The sequence below is a fragment of the Bacillus sp. FJAT-49711 genome (genome assembly GCF_018343715.1).
In the GTDB taxonomy this organism is placed as follows: Bacteria; Bacillota; Bacilli; order Bacillales; family Bacillaceae_C; genus Lederbergia.
In genome coordinates this window covers 1,103,087-1,116,831 of sequence record NZ_JAGYPL010000002.1, presented here as the reverse complement: position 1 = coordinate 1,116,831, position 13,745 = coordinate 1,103,087, and the positions used below count along the sequence as shown (strand labels likewise).

Genomic DNA, 13,745 nt, shown 5'->3' with positions numbered 1-13,745 from the left:
TTTTTTAAAAAATAGCAAACTAGTAAACACTAAAGCGCCACACCCCCTTTATGAACCGCTTACATTCATAATCTATGTAATTTTCTAAGATGTCTATATATTCAATGTAATCAACATAATATATTATCTTATATCAACATGTCAATCATATTTCGCAAAAAAAAAGAAGAATTTTCTCAATTCTTCACTTTTTCCTTTATTGATGCAGTTGATAAACCTTCAACCAAATCAAAATGTAATAATTCTGTTTTAATTTTTTCCTCACCATTAATCTGAGATATTAACCGTTTTACCGTTTTTGCCCCCATCTCCTCTTCTCGTTGCTTAATATGGGTAAAAGCATGCCTGCCAATGATTGAATGAACTCCATCGAAACAAACAAAAGAGTAATCTTCCGGGACTTTTTTGCCCATGGATTGGATAACATCTAATAAGATTGTCGCAAAGGCATTCCGGCATGCAACAAACGCTGTTATTTCCGGATGATTTAAAATAAACTTTCGCATATTCTCAATTTCCAATTCATACTCCGGCTTCATCGTTTCATCAAAAGCAAGATCAGATCCGTTATTCATAAAAATATAGTCAGGATTAATTTGTTTATGCTGCTCTGTATGTGCTAATTGGAAGCCTTTCATACGATCCTCTAAAACGGTAGTCCCATCATAAGGGGGCGTTATATAAGCGATATGCTGATGCCCAAGTAACATTAAATACTCAGTCGCCTCTTTAGCAGCCCTTCTATTATCAGTTAAAACAGCACTAGCTTGAATCCCTCGTAAATAGCGGTCAACAAGGACAATCGGAAACTTTTTCAAAACGAGCTCAAGTATTTTAGGATTATAATGTTCACCATGTATAGGCAAAACAATTATGCCATCAACTCCGGCATCTACAAGCTCCTCAATCGCATTTTCCTCTTTTTCAATTTTATCCCGAGTTAGCTTCATTAAAAGATTCGCACCATATTTCGATGCGTTATATTCAATTGCTTGTACTAATTTCGTTCCATAACTATCCGAAAATCCTGGAATAACTAAACCTATCGTTAATTCTTTATTTGGTATGATAGTTTGTTTACTATTGAGCATATTATCTGGTTCTTCAACTGAATAAATAACAAAAGATCCTTTTCCCTGAACCCTCTCTATTATTTGATCTTGAGCAAGCAGATCCAAAGCTTTTTTCGAGGTAATTCTACTTACTTGAAACTCATCAGCCAACTCTTTTTCAGAAGGAATTTTGTCTCCTTGTTGTAATTCCCCAATTTGGACCTTTTGCAAAATATTCTCATAAATCTGTTTATACAATGGTAAGTTCATAGTCGCATCACCTTATAAGTTGATATAATCACTATATCAACTTTTTATAAAATATCAATAAAAAGTTTTTAAAATCTTTAAAAAATCATACAACTCATTTAATAAATGCAACTAAAATACTTTTTTAGATGACAAAAAACCCTCGACATAAATCGAGGGTTTTTTCTATAATTATGCAAATACTTCTTCAAGATATACAGCTTTGCCTGTTTTAGCAGATTCATAAATTGCTTCAAGAATTTGCGTAACAACAAATGCTTCTTCAGGTTTTACTAATGGCTCAGTATCGTTAATGATACTTTCGATCCATTGACGTGCTTCGATGTCAGCATCAGATTCAGCACTTCCGGAATAGAATGCTACTCCTCCTGGTCCAAGATCAACTTTTGTTGTGTAAAGCTTGCTATTGTCTTCACCGTTAATGCGAAGACCATCTTTCATATCAGCTCCAGCTTCAGTTCCGCTTAAAGAAACTTTTGCTTCATCCACATCTAAAGTATTAAGTGCCCAGCTTGATTCTAGAACGATTGTTGCACCGTTTTCCATAGTAATGAAACCAAATGCAGAATCTTCTACTTTGAATTTCTCAGGATCCCATGAACCAAATGCGTTAGCTGCATTTTCTTTTTGACCTAATTTATGGTAAGTCGTTCCAAGTACTGCTTTTGGCTTATAGTTATTCATCATCCATAATGTTAAGTCAAGAGCGTGAGTACCGATATCAATTAGCGGTCCGCCACCTTGTTTTTCTTCATCAAGGAATACTCCCCAAGTTGGAACTGCACGACGACGAATCGCATGCGCTTTCGCATAGTAAACTTCACCTAGGTCCCCGCGCTCACATAATGTATGTAAGTGTAGGCTGTCAGGACGGAAACGGTTGTTGTAACCGATTGTTAATTTTTGGCCTGTACGCTTAGAAGTTTCTACCATTTGGCGAGCTTCTTCAGTAGTTTTTGCCATAGGCTTTTCACACATTACATGCTTTCCAGATTCCATAGCTGCAATGGAAATTTCAGCATGAGAGCTGTTTGGAGTACAAACATGAACAACGTCAAAAGATCCGTCTGCTAGTAGCTCTTTATAATCTGAATATACTTTCGCACCTTCAACTCCATATTGAGCTGCTGCTTTCTCTGCTTTTTCAACTTCGATGTCGCAGAATGCTACCATTTCTGCTTGCTTAACTTTGGATAAGCTCGGCATATGCTTACCATTCGCAATACCGCCGCAGCCAACAATTGCTACTCTTACTTTCTCTGTCATTTCAGCATCCCCTTTTTCTAGAACTTCGCTTCTAATTTAAACGTTTTCAGACAAATAGTCAATATAAAAGTTGGGACATATTTTGTCCGCCGCGAAATATTTTAATAGATTGTAAAATATTCATATACAGTTATAGCTCGCGAAGAGTCACCAACTCATATCCTTCACCTAGCAAAAATGTAATTATTGGCTCCACAGCTTCAACTGTTGTTGGGTGGATATCATGCATTAAAATAATCGATTTGTCGCGAATTTCTTCTTTTACAATTTGTAATATGGCTTCTGGATCACGAGACTTCCAATCAAGGGTATCAATTGTCCAAAGCACCTCAGTTTCACCAAACTCTCTAGCAATCTCTTTAATAGACTCATTCGTATATCCATACGGAGGGCGGAAGTGGGTAGGTGCTTCGCCTATCGCTGTTTTGATGGCTCTTTGAGTTGTCGAAATTTCTTCTTTTACTTGATCTCCCTCTAGTGTACATAAGTCGGGATGATTCCACGTATGTGAGGCAATTTCATGTCCTTTTGCAAAAATTTCCTTTGTGATTTCAGGATATTCTTCAACAAGTTTACCTATCTGAAAAAATGTCGCTTTCGCATTATATTTTTCTAACAGTTTTAATATTTTTTGTGTATTTTCTGGATGTGGCCCATCATCAAATGTTAATGCTGCTCTTTTTCTACCATTTTCCATCACATCTCACCTACTAAAAGCATATTTTAAAAACGTATACTTTTAATAATACAAAAAATTTCGAATACTAACCATATGTATGCGTGAAATATATAGAAAAACCTCTCCAATTTGAAGAGGTTATGAATACACTTGCTTAATTTTCTCCACTTTTTCCCGCTCGATTGGCCTCATGAAGCTATTATCATCCCTAACTCCGGAACCAAAGTGGATTTCCGTTGGGCGAATCTTGTCGTAAAATTCCTTAAATGTGTCAACGCGGAGACCGTAGCCAGGCATAATATTGAGATGTGTATGTTCCGCAAGATCCATGAGTCGTTTGATCGTTTCAACTGATTCTGTAGCTGGCTTTCTTCCTCCAGCTGTAAGAATCCTTTTTACTTGTTTAAATTGACTCAACGCCTCTATGGTTTCTTCGATATTCCGCGAAAAATCACTGGCACGATGAAACGTGACATCCAGGCCTTCCGCTTCATCAAGCAGACTCTTCATCACTTCAACATCTACTCGTCCATCTTCTGTAAGAGCTCCAATGACGATTCCATTAGCCCCTAACTTTCGAACCATACGAATATCCCGACTCATCGTATCCACTTCAGCTGATTCATAGAAAAAAGATTGACTATGAGAGCGAACAATAACATTAATCGGGATTGTTGCTAACTCCACTGCCGATTCAATCAGTCCGTAGCTCGGTGTAAACCCTTCCTCCTTCATTCCTACACACAATTCAATTCGATCCGCACCATATTCACACGCCGCTTTTACATCCCGAATATTGGTTGCGATAATTTCTAAAATCATGAGCATTCCCCCTTTTACATTCATTGTACGTTATTTACTGTTTGTGTTCGATTTTTATGCAGCAGCCAAATTTTAAAAGGGAACTTCGATGTTTAATAAATGAAGTTCCCGTGATTTTTAATATATAATACGATTTTTAAAATCAAATGAAAAATCACAAACCCTTCGTCAATAACGGAATCCTTGCTTCGTATTTCGACACTAGCGATTTATTATGATCATCGGACCCTTCAATATTTCCACTTAAAAAAATGGGAGGTTCGAATCCTGCTTCTGCCATCAAGGCAATTGCTTCTGCAAAAATAGCATTTAGAATTCCGGCTCCTACTACTGTCGAGGTTGGTGAAAAAGGTACTTCTACTTTTTCATGGGTCAAAACAGCATCGCCAATCGGCGAATGATTATCAATTGCGATATCAACCGCATCATACAAGCGTTTACCTGAGTCGTGCCGTGAAGGCTGACTATTTGAATATTCAAATGAGGTGATCCCAATGACGAAGGCACCTTTTTCCTTCGCAATTTGAGCGGCATCAACTGGAACTGGATTTCTTCCTGATGTAGAGAGGACGATCATGACATCATTTTCCCGAATATCTTGACCATCCATAAAGGAATGGGCATAATGATTTTTTCGCTCCAGCTGTGAAGAAAGCATCGCACCTTCATGAAGCATGAGCAATTCATGGAAAATCGGTTTAATTGGAACCAACCCTCCGGCTCTATAAAAGACTTCCTCCGTTAAGATATGAGAATGTCCACAGCCAAAAAGCTGAACGATCCCGCCTTTTTCAATCGCAGCTGCAATCTTAGATGCTGCTTCTTTCATTTTTCCGCGCTCAGAGTCTAAGACAACCATGAATTTTTCATTGATTTTACCAAAATACGCGTCAATCATCTGTCTTGCCTCCAATCAACATGTCGACCATTTTTTCCAAAGCTGTTTCAATGATCTTCCGTCCTTTTTCCTTCGTAGCAAGCGTCGCATCACCTAGAACAGCACTATTTGTAAACGTTTCCCACGGTGTCGGTGTAAAATCAGCTGCTTCGTCAATTACTGGAACATCATTAAGCGCACGTTCCATATCGACAAACTCCTCAGCCAAATAAAGCATAATGCTCGTTTCAATTTCGCAGGCGTGAAAATAAGTACCGTGGACAGACTTCGTCTCACGTATATCTTTTACAACCGCATTCATGCCAGGATAGAAAAAATAAAATACTTTAAAATCAGGAATCTCATCGTATAAAACTCTTGCCGCTTCTTTTAATGCCACCTGATTCCCAAGATGCCCATTCACCATTGCCCAGGTCCTGAATCCTTGGTCGTAAAGACTTCTACCTATATCAACTAAAAAAGAAATCAATGAATCGTTGGAAATATTGATGCTTCCTGGAAAATTTCGCAGGCTCCACACTTGTCCATACGGAAGGCTCGGTAAAACAAATGCTCCAGCTTTTTCAGCTAGCAGTTCAGATAACCTTTCTGCTAAAATCGTATCCGTGCTAAGCGGAAGATGAGGACCATGAGCTTCTACCGCTCCAATCGGTAAAATAACTATTTTTGATTGTAAAATCTTATCCTTCACTTCATAGGAATTCTCCAACTCGAATTTCACAATCTTCACCTACCCTTTAAACATAAAACAATGTTTTGGATTTTCCACAAAGAATAGTTGCACTAACTTTTCACCGTCAAAGCCAGCTTTATTGGCTTCGTCGATAAATCTCGGAATCCATTTTGCGATAATATACTCCAATCCCAAACCGTAATTATAATGCTTATAATACGTTTTACGTGCAGTATCCCCACTTACCAAAATCTGTTTCTCATAGCCTTTTTTTACAAGTTCTAAAATGCACGCAATCCTCGTACTTTCAGGAGCATATTTGATTTTTGAGATTCCATCGAAACATAGATAACTGCCCATTGATGCAATCTTTTCATGATAATAAGGATCGGGATTCCGGTCCATATGTCCGAAACTAACATAGGAAAGATCTATGTTTTCACTTTTTAAAATTTCAATTTGTTCTAAGGCCATCGTTCCAACTTCCGTATGCGAATGGATGGGCGCCTTCGTTTCGTGATGAGCCCTCGCAATCGCACGAATTGTTTTTTCCTCGAGTGGAGTGATTCGGTTATAAGCCGTTCCAAATTTCACCTGACCGCCCTTAAAGCTCGTACCTTCAAGCCCTTCCTCCACTTCCTTCACCACATACTCAGTTAAATCATTAATCGAAGATCCTTCTATCCAGTCTTTGTACGTGTGAAAATTCCCGCCAATAACTTCGTGGAGATGGGGCGTGATGGCGGCATCCCATAAAAAACTCTTATTAAAACCAGCAGTACCCACAATATGAATACTTGCTTCTGTCGCAATCTCTGCTACCGCATGGACATCGCGTCCATAATCAACGGCGGTCGCATCTACGATTGCTTGCCCACCGTGTCTTGTAAAATCGAGAACATCCTTCAAAGAAGCTTCTTTATCATCCAAAAGCAAATCGTCTTCACCTTTTTCTACCCAGAAAGGAGGCCTGCAAACAATATGCTCGTGCGAATAAGTGAAACCTAATTCAGTTGGCTTTATATCTCCGTGCAAGGTACGAATAAAAGTCATAGTTGTCACCTCTAATTAATGTGTAAAAAAGGTCAGTTTCCCGACCTTTTTTAGATGTTTTCTTAAAAGTAAAGAAAGCATAAGATTTTACGATCCTTATTTAAAACAAGTCTTTTATTGTCTAGCTTCGGGCGCCTTTCGCTTTTCTTATCAAAACAACACTGCGGCAAGAGCTCTAATAATCGGTCCCAGTATAAACATGTCTGAGTCGGCTGCCCACATGGCTGTGTCAGGAATGGTATTCGGCAGTAACGTTTTTACTGTAATGTACTGACCCCAAGCTACGACTGTAGAAGTAATGAATCCACCTAGCAGTGCACCTCGAACTCCGCCTGTTGCATTCCCAAAAACCCCCGCCGTTGCACCGTGGAAGAATAATACAATCATTGTCGGAACAAAAACGTATGCGACTGTATTACCGATCACAATTAACCATAACAATGCACCGATAAAACCACCTAGGAATCCGAGCACGACGGCGTTTGGAGCAAATGGGAATACGACTGGAGCATCGAGAGCCGGCTTTGCCCCGGGTACAATTTTTGTTGCAATCCCATTAAACGCCGGCACAATTTCCCCAATAAACATCCGAACTCCCATCAATACGACGGCAATTCCACCCGCAAACGTAAAAGATTGAATAATCGAGTAAATGATAAAGTTCTGGTCACCTGAAGATGCAACAAGTTCGGCAGCTCCCGGTGTATTTTTAAAAGAAATGATGATGGCTCCAACGAGAAAAAGAATTCCCATCGTTAAAGCGGTAATAACGTTTGAATCTCTTAAAAACTCCAGTCCCTTCGGTAATTTTATTTTTTCTGAATCATTTTCTTTATTTCCGAGAATCTTTCCGAGCCATGCTCCAAGAAGTGCCACGGAAGCAGAAGTATGTCCAAGCGCGATGTTGTCATTACCCATTATTTTCCTCATAATCGGCTGGGTAAGGGCTGGTTGAAACGTCCAATAAATTCCCATAATGATCGATAAAAAGATGACCAATTTCCAAAATGATACGTCGCCTGCCGTCTGGACAACGATTCCAGCAAAAATGGTCGTTGTCCAAAACATCATATGACCAGTTAAATAAATGTATTTAAATTTCGTAAATCTCGCGAGCAACACGTTGATCAAAAAACCAAGTGTCATCGCTAATGTAACAGCGCTTCCGAATTTGGCATTAAATTTATCTTGCCCCATAAAATCGGATAATGTCTGACCTTGGAGATTAAATACCTCTTTCCATAACGGTTCAAAAACCGTCAAAGCGCCGACAATGATATTGGCTCCAGCACTAATGATCAAAAAGCCGATAATTGCTTTAGTCGTTCCACTTATAACTTGGCTGGAATTCTTTTTTTGTAAAAGCAACCCAATAAGAACAATCAATCCTAACAAAATAGCCGGAGTTCCAAAAAAGTTAGTGGCAAGCCATTGAATTACCGCCATCGATACTTCACCCCATTAATTATTGTAGATTCTCTTCCAATGCAGCTTTAATCTCACCCTGATCAAAATAATTATTCACAATAATAACTTTAGCGTCCGTTCCACTTATAGACTGTGCAAGCTCATTGCTCGTCACAATATAATCCGCTGCCATTCCAGAAGCTGAAGAAACATCCATATGCTCAACATCTGCACTAACTCCCATTTCACGCAAAACCGTCTCGACATTCATTCTTAAAATTAAACTTGTACCTTGTCCCAATCCACATACACATAATATTTTCATGAAAAACCACTCCTTTTTATTGTTAATAAATGGTGCTTCTTGATTAAAACTCAATAGATATGAAAGACTTGATACGAACCTAATCGCGACGAGAGAGTTTGGAAAACTGAGTTTTGATCTCAATCTGAACCTCGATCTAGAAAGAAATGATCACAAAGAATCCAAGCTTCGTATACTTCAGTTCCTAAATTTCTCCTTCAAACAATCAACGCCCGAACATGTTCATACGAAGAGGCGGATTTCAATTGTTCAATCGATTCTTTATTTCGAAGGAGATGCATTAACTTTTTCAACACTTCCAAATGCTCTTCACTGTCTGAAGCTCCTAAAGCAAAAACAAGTTTTACCGGATCGTTCGGTGTGCTTCCAAATGATATTGCCTTTTCCAGGTGGATCATTGAAATACAAGCTTCAAGAACTCCATCTTCTGGTCTTGCATGCGGCATCGCGATTTGAGGCGCGATCACGATATAAGGACCGTTTTGTTCAAAGGATTCAACCATCGCTTCTACGTAACGGTTTTCGACATATCCTTTATCCGCCAAAAGATTTCCCGCTATTCGTATTGCTTCCTCCGGAGTGGCTGCCTGAACGTTGAATGCTGTTATATTTTCTTCAAGAAACTTCATCTTGGCCCTCCTAATGTTCATTGTTTATTGTTTGTAGTATGAACCATACCTCCTTTCCCGATTCCCAAACTTACATCCTAATAATTAAGTGGATATACTTTACTACAATGATTATGCTTGTTTAGCATGAATCAGACTTGACCATAAATCTTTTTAAAATCAAAGAGAACGTATAGAAATATATACTTTTTAAATTTAACACTTGCATTTTTTTTCTACCCAGCTTATAATCAATTTCAATCACATATGCGTTACTTTTTTAAAGACGATGAAGAGAAAAAGTAAGATTATTGGTTTTACACAGAGAGCTTCGGTAGCTGAAAAGAAGCAAAAATCACGATCTGAACAATGGCCTCTGAGTTGCGAGCTGAACGTCCGATATCGGATTAGTAGGTGCCGTCGAGATTTGGTACTCGTTATCAATACCACAGTATTCCGAGCAATGATCTATTTGTGCTCCAGTACTTGCAGAGGCTGTTTCGTGCGAGCAAACAGCGAAATAAGGTGGTACCACGTGAATTCAACCACGTCCTTATCTTTTTATAAAGATAAGGGCGTGGTTTTTTGTTTTTCAAATTTTTTTACACAGATGGAGGAATTTACAATGACAAACAGTTTAGTAATCCAAACGGATTTTGGTTTAAGTGACGGTGCGGTAAGCGCTATGTATGGTGTGGCGACTTCCGTCGATCCAACACTTAGAATTTTTGACCTAACACACGACATTCCGCAATATAATATATGGGAGGGATCTTATCGCCTCTATCAAACTATTTCATATTGGCCTGAAGGAACAGTCTTCGTTTCGGTTGTCGATCCTGGGGTTGGTTCCGATCGCCGCAGTATTGTTGCGAAAACGGCTGAAAATCAATATATCGTCACTCCTGATAACGGAACGTTAACCCATATAAAAGATGCAATTGGAATCGTAGAAGTGAGAATTATTGATGAGACAGTCAACCGTCTGCCGAAATCGGGTGAGTCGTATACCTTCCATGGCCGCGACGTATATGCATATACAGGGGCAAGACTTGCGTCAGGCGTCATATCATTTGAAGAAGTTGGTCCAGAAGTTCCAGTTGATTCAGTTATTGAACTTATAAAAATTAATCCAGCACTTGACGAATCATCCGTCACTGGAAATATCGATATTTTAGACATTCGTTTCGGAAATCTATGGACGAATATCGATCGTACTCTATTTTTACAATTGGCCGTGGAATATGGGGATAATTTCGAAGTCACCATCCAAAACGACACGAGACAAGTGTACAAAAACATCATGACATACGGTCGTTCCTTTGCAGATAGCCATTTAGGCGAACCATTAATTTATGTAAATTCGCTAGATAAACTTGGAATTGCCATCAACCAAGGTTCATTCGCAAAAGCGTATCATATCGAAACAGGGGCGAATTGGAAAATATCACTCCGCAAAGTGCCAAAAGTCATATATAATTAAATTACAATTATAAAATAAAAATTTTCTAAAAAGGGAGAAGGGTCAATATGGGGAAAAATTTAGCTATTAAAACAATCGTGGCGATTGGGATTGGAGCGGCAGTCTTTGTTATATTAGGAAGATTCGCTTCGATTCCAACGGGAATTCCAAATACGAATATCAATACATCGTATGCATTCTTAGCATTAATGGCCGTTGTGTTCGGCCCAATTGCGGGTGGTTTTATCGGATTGATTGGGCACGCATTGTTAGATTCAATTATGTGGGGCAGCATTTGGTGGAGTTGGGTCATTATATCTGCCTTTGTTGGATTTTTCATTGGCTTAACAGCTAAAAGAATTAACATTGAATCAGGAGAATTTGGTAAAAAGCAAATTATTTCATTTAATATTATCCAGGCTCTCGTCCAAATTGTCGGATGGGGTGTACTTGCACCGGCACTTGATATACTCATTTACGCTGAACCTGCCAACAAGGTATGGACACAAGGTATAGTAGCTGGACTCGCAAACATTGTAACAGTGGCAGTCCTTGGTACAATCTTACTTGTTGCTTATGCGAAAACGAGAGTAAAAAGTGGAAGTTTGAAAGTAGAATAATATGAAACAGTGAGGAAATCGCAACTCGGTTTCCTCGTTTTACATGATTAGAGGAGATTAAAATGAAAAAGCCCGTTATTCAATTTAAGGATTTTAATTTTAAATATCGCACCCAAGTAGAGCCGACTCTTCATGACATTAATCTAACGATTTATGAGGGGGAAAAAGTGCTTATTGTGGGTCCGTCAGGTTCCGGAAAAAGTACGATTGGCCACTGCCTCAACGGATTAATACCTTTTTCCTATAAAGGGGAGATTACGGGAAGCCTGCAAATTATGGAGCAAGAGACGAAAGACCTTGATATTTTTTCTTTGTCTAAATTAGTCGGAACTGTTTTACAAGATCCTGATGGCCAATTCATCGGGCTTACAGTTGGCGAGGATATTGCGTTTGCACTTGAAAATGATGAGCGGGCGCAGGATGAAATGATCTCCATAGTGAAAGACGTTTCTAACATGGTCGATATGGGTGAGTTTTTGCAATCTTCGCTTCATCAATTATCGGGAGGACAGAAACAACGTGTATCCCTTGCAGGAGTTATGGTAGATGATGTAGATATTTTATTATTCGATGAACCACTTGCCAATCTAGATCCGGCAACCGGTAAACATGCCATTCAACTCATCGACCGTATTCAAAAAGAAACAAATACAACCGTTGTCATCATTGAGCATCGTCTTGAAGACGTGCTTGAATGTCATGTTGACCGAATTATTGTAGTAGATAAAGGCACAATTGTTGCCGATCTTACTCCCGATGAACTGCTCGCATCGTCCGTATTGGAGGAGTGCAATATTCGCGAGCCGCTTTATGTAAAAGCGGCTAAATATGCAGGTTCTGTTGTGACAGCCGAATCAAAACCTTCTCATATCAATACATTTACTGTTGATAAGGACAAGCTGCTCACATGGTTCGAAGCAACTAATCCTCCTGAGCGAAAAAAGAAAGCTGATCCAATTTTAGAACTGGAAGACATTCATTTTAGCTATTCAACTGGACGGGAAACGATTCACAATGTATCTTTTTCCATTGATAAAGGCGAAATGGTCAGTATTGCTGGTAAAAATGGAGCAGGAAAATCAACGCTTGCTAGTCTCATTTGCGGATTTATCAAACCGAACTCAGGCCGAATCCTTTTTAAAGATGAAGACATTACAAATGATACGATTAAAGAAAGAGCCGAGCGGATTGGACTTGTTATGCAAAATCCAAACCAGATGATCTCAAAGCACATGATTTTTGAAGAAGTAGCGTTAGGATTGATCTTGCGCGGTGTACCTGAAAATGAAATTAAGGAGAGAGTCGAAAAAACACTACAAATTTGCGGACTTTACCCTTTCCGAAACTGGCCGATTTCTGCTCTCAGCTTTGGACAGAAAAAACGCGTCACCATCGCTTCTATTTTAGTACTCGAACCTGAGTTGATTATTTTAGACGAACCAACGGCAGGACAAGATTTCAAGCACTACACAGAGATCATGGAATTTTTGTCCAAATTAAATGAACAAGGCATCACGATTTTAATGATCACACATGATATGCACTTAATGCTTGAGTATACACCTCGCGCAATCGTCATTGCCGGAGGAGAAAAAATAGCGGATGATACGTCGGCTAACATATTAACAGATCGAGACGTGATTAAAAGGGCGAACCTGAAGGAAACTTCATTATTTGATCTTGCTGTCAAAGCAGGAATCGATGAACCGAGAGAATTCGTCGGCCGATTTATCGCATTCGACAAGGGGGTGCGAACAACATGGCAGTAGAGATGCTTGCATATATTGAGCGCCCTTCGCCTATTCATCGGCTGACAGGTGCAACGAAACTCATTTGCTTTGTTTTGTGGTCAACTGCCGCCATGCTTACGTACGATACAAGAGTTCTTTTATTTTTATTTGTCGCAAGCATCGCTATTTTTATCGCTTCACAAGTAAAAGTAAGAGAAATTTCATTTGTTTTGATTTTTATATTAGCATTTTTACTACTCAACAATATCGCTATCTATATTTTTTCACCACAAGAAGGGGTAAAAATTTATGGGACAAGCCATGTGCTATTTGAGATTGTTGGAAGGTATAACGTAACGTGGGAGCAGCTTTTTTACCAGTTTAATATAACGATTAAATATTTTACGATCATTCCAGCAGCACTTTTATTTATTGTCACGACAAATCCAAGCGAATTTGCGGCTTCATTGAATAAAATCGGAGTAAGCTACCGCATTTCGTACGCTGTTGCACTATCCTTACGCTACATCCCTGACATTCAGCGCGACTTCCGCAATATCGCCATCGCCCAGCAAGCTCGCGGAATCGACATGTCCCGAAAAGAAAAGATTGGAAAGCGTATTAAAAACATGGCATCCATCATTATTCCGTTGATTCTATCAAGCCTAGATCGAATCGAAGTGATCAGCAATGCCATGGAACTGCGCGGATTTGGAAAAAATAAAAAGCGCTCTTGGTACAGCGAGAGACCATTTAAACGGATTGATTACATTGCCCTTGTTTTAGTGGGGATTGCGTTCGTACTTTCAATGATTATTACGTATTATGACGGAAGTCGATTTTATAACCCATTCGGAGCGTGATAGGAACGCGCTGAATG

14 protein-coding genes and 1 other annotated feature are annotated in these 13,745 nt (G+C 39.2%); of the genes, 4 read left to right on the top strand and 10 right to left on the bottom strand.

What is annotated here, in order from left to right:
* Positions 1-176: 176 nt before the first annotated feature.
* The 10 genes from KHA96_RS12770 to KHA96_RS12725 all read right to left on the bottom strand — a co-directional run bounded on the left by KHA96_RS12770 (position 177) and on the right by KHA96_RS12725 (position 9,074).
* Entirely contained in the window at positions 177-1,322 is a 1,146-nt protein-coding gene (locus KHA96_RS12770) for a GntR family transcriptional regulator (protein WP_213129645.1), read from the bottom strand.
* 171 nt (positions 1,323-1,493) lie between these two features.
* Positions 1,494-2,588 carry a Gfo/Idh/MocA family protein gene (locus tag KHA96_RS12765; protein ID WP_213129644.1) on the bottom strand — a complete coding sequence of 365 codons (1,095 nt, stop codon included), beginning with the start codon at positions 2,586-2,588 and terminating at the stop codon, positions 1,494-1,496.
* A 130-nt stretch (positions 2,589-2,718) separates the two neighbouring features.
* Entirely contained in the window at positions 2,719-3,285 is a 567-nt protein-coding gene (locus KHA96_RS12760; protein ID WP_213129643.1) for a polysaccharide deacetylase family protein, read from the bottom strand.
* 120 nt (positions 3,286-3,405) lie between these two features.
* The gene (locus KHA96_RS12755; RefSeq protein ID WP_213129642.1) at positions 3,406-4,089 is read right to left on the bottom strand and encodes a copper homeostasis protein CutC; all 684 of its coding nucleotides are present in this window, start codon (positions 4,087-4,089) and stop codon (positions 3,406-3,408) included.
* A 154-nt stretch (positions 4,090-4,243) separates the two neighbouring features.
* The gene (locus KHA96_RS12750; protein WP_213129641.1) at positions 4,244-4,987 is read right to left on the bottom strand and encodes an SIS domain-containing protein; all 744 of its coding nucleotides are present in this window, start codon (positions 4,985-4,987) and stop codon (positions 4,244-4,246) included.
* Positions 4,980-5,708 (bottom strand): creatininase family protein, encoded by a 729-nt coding sequence (locus tag KHA96_RS12745; RefSeq protein WP_213129954.1) that lies wholly within the window; start codon positions 5,706-5,708, stop codon positions 4,980-4,982. Before KHA96_RS12745 ends, KHA96_RS12750 begins: the two co-directional genes overlap by 8 nt.
* Positions 5,709-5,717: 9 nt before the next feature.
* The gene (locus KHA96_RS12740) at positions 5,718-6,713 is read right to left on the bottom strand and encodes a phosphotriesterase family protein (protein WP_213129640.1); all 996 of its coding nucleotides are present in this window, start codon (positions 6,711-6,713) and stop codon (positions 5,718-5,720) included.
* A 150-nt stretch (positions 6,714-6,863) separates the two neighbouring features.
* Positions 6,864-8,159, bottom strand: coding sequence for a PTS ascorbate transporter subunit IIC (locus tag KHA96_RS12735; RefSeq protein ID WP_213129639.1), 1,296 nt, complete (start codon positions 8,157-8,159; stop codon positions 6,864-6,866).
* A 19-nt stretch (positions 8,160-8,178) separates the two neighbouring features.
* A complete protein-coding gene (locus KHA96_RS12730) occupies positions 8,179-8,445 on the bottom strand; it encodes a PTS sugar transporter subunit IIB (protein ID WP_213129638.1) in 267 nt (88 codons plus the stop codon).
* Positions 8,446-8,642: 197 nt separating this feature from the next.
* Positions 8,643-9,074 carry a PTS sugar transporter subunit IIA gene (locus tag KHA96_RS12725; RefSeq protein ID WP_213129637.1) on the bottom strand — a complete coding sequence of 144 codons (432 nt, stop codon included), beginning with the start codon at positions 9,072-9,074 and terminating at the stop codon, positions 8,643-8,645.
* Between the two features lie 259 nt (positions 9,075-9,333).
* Positions 9,334-9,611, top strand: a binding site (T-box leader).
* 67 nt (positions 9,612-9,678) lie between these two features.
* On the opposite strand from KHA96_RS12725, the gene KHA96_RS12720 reads away from it, so the two are divergent.
* From KHA96_RS12720 to KHA96_RS12705, 4 genes are all read left to right on the top strand, one after another.
* Positions 9,679-10,536, top strand: a complete 858-nt coding sequence (locus KHA96_RS12720) for an SAM hydrolase/SAM-dependent halogenase family protein (protein WP_213129636.1) — start codon at positions 9,679-9,681, stop codon at positions 10,534-10,536.
* A 47-nt stretch (positions 10,537-10,583) separates the two neighbouring features.
* The gene (locus KHA96_RS12715; RefSeq protein WP_213129635.1) at positions 10,584-11,135 is read left to right on the top strand and encodes an ECF-type riboflavin transporter substrate-binding protein; all 552 of its coding nucleotides are present in this window, start codon (positions 10,584-10,586) and stop codon (positions 11,133-11,135) included.
* A gap of 62 nt (positions 11,136-11,197) precedes the next feature.
* Entirely contained in the window at positions 11,198-12,904 is a 1,707-nt protein-coding gene (locus KHA96_RS12710; RefSeq protein WP_213129634.1) for an ABC transporter ATP-binding protein, read from the top strand.
* Positions 12,895-13,728, top strand: a complete 834-nt coding sequence (locus tag KHA96_RS12705) for an energy-coupling factor transporter transmembrane component T family protein (RefSeq protein ID WP_213129633.1) — start codon at positions 12,895-12,897, stop codon at positions 13,726-13,728. Before KHA96_RS12710 ends, KHA96_RS12705 begins: the two co-directional genes overlap by 10 nt.
* Positions 13,729-13,745: the final 17 nt, after the last annotated feature.

Excerpts from the sequence above, each read along its gene's own strand:
- KHA96_RS12770 (WP_213129645.1), bottom strand. The coding sequence starts at position 1,322 with ATGAACTTACCATTGTATAAACAGATTTATGAGAATATTTTGCAAAAG.
- KHA96_RS12765 (WP_213129644.1), bottom strand. The coding sequence starts at position 2,588 with ATGACAGAGAAAGTAAGAGTAGCAATTGTTGGCTGCGGCGGTATTGCG.
- KHA96_RS12760 (WP_213129643.1), bottom strand. The coding sequence starts at position 3,285 with ATGGAAAATGGTAGAAAAAGAGCAGCATTAACATTTGATGATGGGCCA.
- KHA96_RS12755 (WP_213129642.1), bottom strand. The coding sequence starts at position 4,089 with ATGATTTTAGAAATTATCGCAACCAATATTCGGGATGTAAAAGCGGCG.
- KHA96_RS12750 (WP_213129641.1), bottom strand. The coding sequence starts at position 4,987 with ATGATTGACGCGTATTTTGGTAAAATCAATGAAAAATTCATGGTTGTC.
- KHA96_RS12740 (WP_213129640.1), bottom strand. The coding sequence starts at position 6,713 with ATGACTTTTATTCGTACCTTGCACGGAGATATAAAGCCAACTGAATTA.
- KHA96_RS12735 (WP_213129639.1), bottom strand. The coding sequence starts at position 8,159 with ATGGCGGTAATTCAATGGCTTGCCACTAACTTTTTTGGAACTCCGGCT.
- KHA96_RS12730 (WP_213129638.1), bottom strand. The coding sequence starts at position 8,445 with ATGAAAATATTATGTGTATGTGGATTGGGACAAGGTACAAGTTTAATT.
- KHA96_RS12725 (WP_213129637.1), bottom strand. The coding sequence starts at position 9,074 with ATGAAGTTTCTTGAAGAAAATATAACAGCATTCAACGTTCAGGCAGCC.
- KHA96_RS12720 (WP_213129636.1), top strand. The coding sequence starts at position 9,679 with ATGACAAACAGTTTAGTAATCCAAACGGATTTTGGTTTAAGTGACGGT.
- KHA96_RS12715 (WP_213129635.1), top strand. The coding sequence starts at position 10,584 with ATGGGGAAAAATTTAGCTATTAAAACAATCGTGGCGATTGGGATTGGA.
- KHA96_RS12710 (WP_213129634.1), top strand. The coding sequence starts at position 11,198 with ATGAAAAAGCCCGTTATTCAATTTAAGGATTTTAATTTTAAATATCGC.
- KHA96_RS12705 (WP_213129633.1), top strand. The coding sequence starts at position 12,895 with ATGGCAGTAGAGATGCTTGCATATATTGAGCGCCCTTCGCCTATTCAT.